General features: G+C 68.2%; 3 protein-coding genes. All 3 read left to right on the forward strand.

The window, feature by feature from the left end:
- The first annotated feature begins 196 nt into the window (after positions 1–196).
- The gene (locus AC5LUJ_RS15350) at positions 197–670 is read left to right on the forward strand and encodes a type II toxin-antitoxin system antitoxin SocA domain-containing protein (protein ID WP_493465152.1); all 474 of its coding nucleotides are present in this window, start codon (positions 197–199) and stop codon (positions 668–670) included.
- On the forward strand, positions 663–929 hold the full coding sequence (locus tag AC5LUJ_RS15355) for a hypothetical protein (protein WP_493465153.1): 267 nt from the start codon (positions 663–665) through the stop codon (positions 927–929). Before AC5LUJ_RS15350 ends, AC5LUJ_RS15355 begins: the two co-directional genes overlap by 8 nt.
- 377 nt (positions 930–1,306) lie before the next feature.
- On the forward strand, positions 1,307–2,059 hold a 753-nt coding region (locus AC5LUJ_RS15360), incomplete at its 3' end, for an AAA family ATPase (RefSeq protein WP_493465154.1).

Here is a 2,059-nt window from a genome sequence, read left to right on the forward strand (position 1 = left end):
CGCTTCCAAGAAGCTCTTCCATAGCCCTGTCAGCATTTTCTTCGCGACGCTGTTCTTCGGCGAGTCGTCGCTGTACTATGCGCTCTACTCTACCCATAAGATGAAATTTACCAGACGGACTCCATCCCAGGCCACCACGGAATGGGCGCATACTTGACAGTTCTGGGGCCACACAGAGCACCGGAAGGCCGGACGTGTGGCAGTCGGCGGGTCCCGGCAGCCGGTCCAGCCTCCGCTATCCCGCTATCGCGGAAGCGGATTCGGCGTCTGCTCCTGGCCGTCAGGGGATGCCGGGCGTCTGGGTACGCGGGCACGGGAGATCGTGTCCTGGGTGATCGAACAATACGGCGATCTCAGTGGTGAGGAGCTTTCCCGGCTCACCCACGCGGAGGCGCCCTGGCGGCTGACCCGCGGTGGGCTGCCGGAAGGAGCGCGCTCGAGCGACCCGATCGACCAGGTGCTGATCCGTGACTACTACGCCCCGCAGCTGCTCGGCCCGGACGACGCCCTTGCCGACGCGATCGCGGGCGCCCGTCTTGAGGGCCATGCCTTCGACGCCGAAACCGTCGACCTGCTCCGCCATGTCGCGGACGGCGCGCGGTCCACGGAAGACGCCGTCGTGGAGGTTCTCGCCCGCTACCGGCGGGAGCACGACCGACCAGGTGGATGACGACCCCTACTGCCGGCCCGGCACGAACTGCTTACGGAACAAGCTGGGTATACGCGATCCCGAGGAGCTCGCGGCCGTGGAACACGCAGCCGTCGGCATCCAGCGTATCCGCCTGACCACACGTTCACTGCCCGGCGCCTTTGGCACCGCGCATCTTCAACGTTTCCACCGTGTCCTGTTCGGCGACATCTACGACTGGGCCGGCACGATCAGAAACGTCACGGCATTCCCGCCGTCTACGCCACCCTCGTCCCGCTGATCATCGAACCCGCCGCGGGCAGCGCCGCCAGCACCGGCGGGCCGGCCGCCCCGACGAGGCCCTGGCCGCGTTCGAATCCCTGCGCCCCGACCTGACGGCCGTCTACGGCCCGAGCTCCACCCAGGTCCGCAGCCTCGACAAGATCATAAACCGTCTGCGCGGGTCCGCGGCGCCCGGCTCACGGTTACATCCTTAGCGCGCACTTCGACAGCCGAGCAGACAGCGGCAACGATCCCGCGGCCATGTGTGACGCGGCCCCACCAGCCCCAGCGTCAGGTGCGCAGCGTCCCAACGGACCACACTGGTTTTGCGGATGGTCGACGAAGCCACCGTAGAGTGACGATCGCAACGAAGTATCGCGGAGGAGAGGTACCGAGGTGGGACGTCGGTTCAACACCGCCGGGCCGTGCCGGGTGGGGATCGACTACATGATTCCGGCCCTGGCACGGCTGCCGGAGGCGCCCGGCCTCATCGACCAGGAGGGATATTTCGTCGTCCACGCCCCCCGGCAGACGGGCAAGACGACAACGCTGCAGGCGCTCGCCGACGAACTGACCGCCGAAGGCCGGTATGCGGCGCTGCTGTTCTCCTGCGAGGCTGGTCGGGCGTGGGAAGACGACATCGGCGCGGCGACCCGCGCCATCCTCGACCGGATCCGGGCCGACGCGGAATGGACACTGCCATCTGAACTGCGTCCACCACCCTGGCCGGCGGTATCGGAAGGCACCCTGCTCGCCGCGGGACTGGCAGCCTGGGCGCAGGCGTCCCCCCGCCCCCTGGTGCTGTTCTTCGACGAGATCGACGCGCTCCAGGGCCAGACCCTGATCAGCGTCCTCAGCCAGCTCCGCGACGGCTACCGCAGCCGCCCCAGCCACTTCCCCGCCTCGGTTGCCCTCTGCGGCCTGCGCGACGTCCGCGATTACAAGGCTGCATCCGGCGGCGACCCGTCCCGGCTGGGCACCTCCAGCCCGTTCAACATCAAACTAGAATCGCTGCGGCTCGGGGACTTCACCCCGGACGAGGTCGCCGAACTCTACGCCCAGCACACCGCCGACACCGGCCAGGAGTTCACCCCCACCGCCGTCGACCGGGCGGTCGAGCTCACCGCCGGCCAGCCCTGGCTCGTCAAC

This window comes from Protofrankia sp. CiP1_Cm_nod3 (genome assembly GCF_982290655.1).